The following is a 5,592-nucleotide window of genomic DNA, read 5'->3' as shown; positions in this document are numbered from 1 at the left end:
AGATGTGTATAAGAGACAGTCGGTGCCCCGTGCCGGCTCGGGCGCGGCCTCCGACGCAGGCGCGGACTCCGGCTCCGGGCCCAGGTCGATCGTGATCGGCTCGGGCGAGGGCTCGTCCGCCGTCTCGGACCGCGAGGCGTCGGGGCCCGTCCCCTGGGCCGGGACCGTCGGCGTCGCGGGCGCGGACGGCTTGTCGAAAGCGGCGGCCACCAGGTCCGAGGCCGCCCCGTCCTCCTGGCCGGCGGCGGGCGGGCCGGCGGGCGAGGCCGGGGCCGGCACCGAGGCCTTCGCGGGCTCGGTGGACGAGGGGGCCGATGAGCCCGAAGAGTCCGGAGAGGCCGAAGTCGTGGCCTCCGGCCGGGATTCCGTGGAGGGGGTGCGCTCGGCCTGCGGTGGGACGGTGGCCGTGGTCGGCTCGTCCTGATCCGTGCGGCCGAACACCTTGCGCAGCAAGCTCCGAATGCCCATGAGCGAGGCCTTTCGCATGAGTTGGGTGCGGTAAATGTCCGTACTGCGGGATTTGATCCCTGGCCAGGGCGGATACGTAAGGTTAGCGGCCGGATCCGGCCGTTCGGCGGCGCGGCCCGCCCCCGAGCCCACGGGCCTCCGACCGGGTACACGGGGCCGCGGTGTTGACTCCGGGGCTTCACCCTCCGTTCACCGGCAGTCCCTCCTACGGCGTGGACGCACCCCTAGCGTCACGCACGACACACAGACGGAGGGACGGACATCGTGCGGAACATGCTGCCGCTCATCGGCTCGCACCCCGGCGGGCGCTCTGCGCTGACCTGCCGCTACCGCTGCGGCGACGCCTGCTTCCAGGAGGTACCGAACACCAGCGACAACGAGTACGCCGGCGACGTCATCGCCGGTGCCCTCTCACGCCGGTCGATGATGCGCGCCGCCGCGGTGGTGACCGTCGCGACCGCCGCCGGGACCGCCACGCTCGCCGGCGCGGCAGCCCCGCAGGCGGAGGCCGCGCCCCTGGCCGGCCACCCCGGGAAGAAGAAGCCGGCGCCCACCGGGTCCGGCGCCCGCGGTCTGCGGTTCGCGCCGGTGGCGCCCAACACCCGTGACCAGGTCACCGTCCCCGACGGCTACGGCCAGAACGTGGTGATCCGCTGGGGCGAACCGATCCTGCGCGGGGCCCCGGCCTTCGACCCGGACAGGCAGACCGCCAAGGCGCAGGCGGGCCAGTTCGGCTACAACAACGACTTCCTGTCCCTGCTGCCGCTCCAGGGCGAGCGCGGGCGCCAGGTGCTGGTCGCCAACCATGAGTACACGGACGAGAACCTCATGTTCCGTGGTTACGATCCGGCCGCCCCGACCCGTGAGCAGGTCGAGATCGCGTGGGCCGCGCACGGACTCTCCGTGGTCGTGGTCCAGGAGGAGAACCGCACCGGGAGGCTCACCCCGGTCACCCGCCACCCGCTCAACCGACGACTCACCGCGACCAGCGTGTTCCAGGTCACCGGCCCGGCCGCGGGCAGCCGGCTGCTGCGCACCTCCGCCGACCGCACCGGCCGCAAGGTGCTCGGCACCCTGAACAACTGTGCGGGCGGCACCACGCCGTGGGGCACCACCCTGCACGGCGAGGAGAACTTCAACCAGTACTTCGCCCACGGCTCCAGCGACACCGACAAGCGCTACGGCATCGGCACGGGCGAGACCGAGCGCAAGTGGGAGCGGTTCGACCGGCGGTTCGACCTGTCGAAGGAGCCCAACGAGGCGCACCGCTTCGGCTGGGTCGTCGAACTCGACCCGTACGACCCGGACTCCGCGCCCCGCAAGCGGACCGCGCTGGGCCGTTTCAAGCACGAGGCCGCCCAGCCCCGGCTGACCGCGGACGGGCGCCCGGTCGTCTACATGGGCGACGACGAGAAGTTCGACTACTTCTACAAGTTCGTCTCCAGCAAGAAGATGAAGAAGGGCACCTCCCGGGCCGCCCGTGCGCACAACCTGACCCTGCTGGACGAGGGCACCCTGTACGTCGCCAAGCTGACCGGTGACTCGCCCGCCGCGGAGATCGACGGCACCGGGAAGCTCCCCTCTGACGGGGAGTTCGACGGCAGCGGGGTGTGGATCCCGCTCGCCACGGGCTCCACCTCGCACGTCCCCGGGATGACCGCCGAGGAGGTGTACGTCTTCACGCGGCTGGCCGGTGACAAGGTCGGCGCCACCAAGATGGACCGCCCCGAGGACGTCGAGCCCTCGCCGCGCACCGGCCGGGTCTACATCGCCCTCACCAACAACACCGACCGCGGCAAGGAGGGCAAGGCGGGCCCGGACGAGGCCAACCCGCGCAACGCCAACAAGCACGGTCAGATCCTGGAGCTCGCGGAGAACTGGGACGACCCGGCGGGCGACGGCTTCGCCTGGCGGCTCTTCCTCGTCGCGGGCGACCCGAAGGACCCGTCGACGTACTTCTCCGGTTTCCCGAAGGAGAGGGTCAGCCCGATCTCCTGCCCGGACAACGTGGCCTTCGACGCCCACGGCAATCTGTGGATCTCCACGGACGGCAACCAGCTCGGCTCGCACGACGGTCTGTTCGGGGTGGCGACGGCGGGGGAGCGGCGCGGTGAGCTGAAGCAGTTCCTGACCATGCCGGCCGGGGCGGAGACCTGCGGACCGGTGATCCAGGACCGCAGGGTCCTGGTCGCGGTCCAGCACCCGGGTGAGATCGACGGCGCGTCCGTGGAGAAGCCGGCCAGCACCTGGCCGGACGGCCCGGGCCGGATCGTCCGGCCGTCGGTCGTGGCCGTGTGGCGCAAGGACGGCAAGGACATCGGCGTCTGATTCCGCCGTGGCGAAGATGCCGTCCTGCCTCCGAGCCGTGGCCGAGGACGCCCTCAGGCCCGCTGCCCGTGCGGTGCGGGCCTGAGGGGACGCGGTGGCGCTCGGGCTTCCGCGCCCAGCGGTTCTCCGGTCCGTACCCGTATCCGCGGGGGTTTCGGTTCCGGCCCCCGCCGCGGTGCCCCGCCCGACTAGAGTCGGTCCCATGGTTTCCGGTGAGGCGCCTCAGGCGGAGGGCAGCGTCCGGGTGGACGCGTGGATCTGGTCGGTCCGGCTGACGAAGACCCGTTCCGAGGCGGCCGCCGCCTGCCGGGCGGGGCACGTCCGGGTCAACGGGGAGCGGGCCAAGCCGGCGCAGTCCCTGCGGGCGGGCGACGAGGTGCGGCTCCGGCACGCCGGCCGGGACCGGATCGTGGTCGTCTCCAAGGTCGTGAAGAAGCGCGTCGGGCCGCCGGTCGCCGTGGAGTGCTACGTCGACAACAGCCCGCCCCCGCCGCCGCGCGAGGCCGCGGTCCAGGTACCGGTCCGCGACCGTGGTGCCGGACGTCCGACGAAACGCGACCGCCGGGAGATCGAGCGCCTCCAGGGCCCCCGGCGCACCCCTCGCCGCGACCGGGACGCCGGTTCCTGAACCGACGGGCGCCCCGGGGCGGGCGGCGGCTCAGCTGCGGTAGTCCTCCACCTCGGCGGCGGGGCGGACCGCCGCCTTCGACGGGTCGTCGCCGAACTCGCTGAGGGCCCGGCGCTGCCGCAGCAGGTCCCAGCACTGGTCGAGCCGGATCTCGACCTCCCGCAGACGGGCGCGTTCCTCGCCGGAGAGGCCGTCCAGCGTGGAACGGTCGCGCAGGTCCCGTTCCTCCGTGACCAGTCCGTCGATGTACTCGATGATGTCCTGCTCGCCCATGGCGTCGGCACTCCTCACCCGGTCGGTCGGTTGTCGAAGACGGTCGGATCGCGCGGCCCCGGGCCCGCCCGCACGGTTCCGGGCGAGGGCCCGCGGGGCCCTCGCGAGGGAGGCGTACCCGGCCTTCGCCCGCACCCCGCCGGCCGCGGGGCCGGGCCCCGGTAGCGGCACGAGCGAGGGCTCTGCACGGTACGCGCTGACGGCGACGGCCCGCATACGGCCGACCTCTCACTCGCCCCCTGCTCACGCTCCCACTGTCGCCCGGCCCTCGCGCCCGCGCATGTCGGATCGGCGCGCCCGAAGGACGTGCCGGAGCGGGCGCCGCCCCTCGGCCGAGGCGGTCTACCGGCCCGCGGTCCTCCGCGCCGCGACGAACCGTCCGGCCGTCCCGCAGACCACCAGCAGTAGGCCCACCGCGAGCACCGCCCACACCGTCGTCCGCAGCGAGGCGGTGAGCGCGTCGTACACCGCCGCCGCCCCGTCCCGGTCGCTGCCCGGCCCCGGTACCTGCTCCAGCAGCCTGCTCCGGCCGACCGCGAGGGCGACGCGCAGCAGGACCGCGCCCAGCACGAACCCCACGCCCGCCACGGCCGTGGCCAGGAGGCCGCCCCGCACGCCGCGCCGTACGAACACGAGGCCGACGACGAGGACGAGCAGGACCGCCGTCCCGACGGCCGGCCAGACACTGCAGTACCGCAGCCATCTGAAGGAGGTCCGCAGTTCGTCCGCGCGGTCGGCGGAGAGCAGGGTGATCGTGGTGTGCCGTACGGGGATGAGGTCGGCGAACGGGACGCCCTCGTCCATCAGTTCCCGTTTGACGCGTTCGATGACCGGTGCCAGGTCGATGGTCACCGCCTGCCCGTCGTCGCCGTGGAGGGCCGCGGTCACGGCCTGGTGGGCGGTCCGGTTGGCGCCGTCCCAGGCCTTCTGGAACGCCTCGGTGGTGGTGAAGGACCGGGCGGTGTCGCCCAGGAACTCCTCGACGGTGTCCTGGAGCGGGCCGACGTCGATGTTCTTCATCGCCTCGTCGGTCACGAGCGTGGCGACGGTGTCCCGCACGCCGGGGTCCGAGGCCAGCGGGGAGACGGCGGCGAGATAGCGGTCGGAGTCGTCGAGCTCCAGGTCGACCCAGGCGGCGAGGGCGCTGAACGGGACCAGCAGGGTGAGCAGGACGAGCAGTACCGCCGACAGGGCCGCTGAGAGATAGGTCCGCACAGCCACCAGCCAATCCCCTGCGGCGGCGGTGCGCCGGGGGCCGTGGGCCGTTCGAGTTGCCGGGCGGCGCGGCCGGGTGTGCGCTGGAGGGACGGAGAGGACGGGGGCGAGTAGTCAAGGAGCTGTCGCCATGGCCACACACGCAACGCTGTCCCGGCACGGAGGGACGCGTACCCGGGCCCCGGCCCGGCACCCGCACCACGCGATCGGCTGGGTACTGCCGCTGGTGCTGGGGGCGATCGTCGGCTTCTGGGCGTTCTTCATCCGGCGGGACGGCGGCGAGACCACGGGCGGGCTGATCTGGCTCGGCGTCGCCTCCGGAGTGGCGTTCGCCGTGCTGTGCTTCCTCCTGGGACGGATCCAGGGGAGGCTGCCGGCCGAAGTGCGGGCCGCCGCCTACGGGGCGGTGACCGCGATCGTGATCGGTTACCTGTTCAGCCTGCACCACCACACCGTGCTGTCCTCGACGGCGCTCGGGCTGGGTGTCGGCGCGGGGGTGACCGTCTACGCGTACTACCTCTTCTACACGCGCGGGTGAGCCACGCGGGCTCGCACCGAGCCCGGACCGCCGGCTGAGGACCGTCCCCCGGGGCGGTCCTCAGGCCGTCCGCACGCAGGGGCGGCCGGCAGGCCGGCCTTCGCCGGTCCGCGGACGGCGGCGGGCCCCCACGCGCCTGGAG

Annotated in this window: 5 protein-coding genes and 1 pseudogene; 4 read left to right on the top strand and 2 right to left on the bottom strand. The window is 73.4% G+C overall.

All coding sequences use genetic code 11. The annotated features are described in order from the left end of the window. The 3 genes and pseudogenes from IH13_RS46075 to IH13_RS0113610 form a co-directional block, all read left to right on the top strand. A pseudogene (locus IH13_RS46075) lies at positions 1-424 on the top strand (hypothetical protein); the annotation flags it as partial. 308 nt (positions 425-732) lie between these two features. After that, positions 733-2,796 carry a PhoX family protein gene (locus IH13_RS0113615; protein ID WP_031084197.1) on the top strand — a complete coding sequence of 688 codons (2,064 nt, stop codon included), beginning with the start codon at positions 733-735 and terminating at the stop codon, positions 2,794-2,796. A 202-nt stretch (positions 2,797-2,998) separates the two neighbouring features. After that, the gene (locus IH13_RS0113610) at positions 2,999-3,424 is read left to right on the top strand and encodes an RNA-binding S4 domain-containing protein (RefSeq protein ID WP_031084195.1); all 426 of its coding nucleotides are present in this window, start codon (positions 2,999-3,001) and stop codon (positions 3,422-3,424) included. Between the two features lie 30 nt (positions 3,425-3,454). On the opposite strand, the gene IH13_RS0113605 is transcribed toward IH13_RS0113610, so the two are convergent. Next, on the bottom strand, positions 3,455-3,697 hold the full coding sequence (locus IH13_RS0113605) for a DUF2630 family protein (RefSeq protein ID WP_031084193.1): 243 nt from the start codon (positions 3,695-3,697) through the stop codon (positions 3,455-3,457). Positions 3,698-4,039: 342 nt separating this feature from the next. Further along, on the bottom strand, positions 4,040-4,912 hold the full coding sequence (locus tag IH13_RS0113600; protein ID WP_031084192.1) for a hypothetical protein: 873 nt from the start codon (positions 4,910-4,912) through the stop codon (positions 4,040-4,042). Positions 4,913-5,042: 130 nt separating this feature from the next. Here IH13_RS0113600 and IH13_RS0113595 point away from each other — a divergent pair, with 130 nt between their 5' ends. Then, complete coding sequence (locus IH13_RS0113595; protein ID WP_031084190.1) at positions 5,043-5,450, top strand: hypothetical protein; 408 nt, start codon at positions 5,043-5,045, stop codon at positions 5,448-5,450. Positions 5,451-5,592: the final 142 nt, after the last annotated feature.

The sequence above is a fragment of the Streptomyces sp. NRRL WC-3549 genome (assembly GCF_000721935.1).
Taxonomy (GTDB): Bacteria; Actinomycetota; Actinomycetes; order Streptomycetales; family Streptomycetaceae; genus Streptomyces.
The sequence above is the reverse complement of the archived record's forward strand: the minus strand, read 5'-3'. Positions and strand labels throughout refer to the sequence as shown.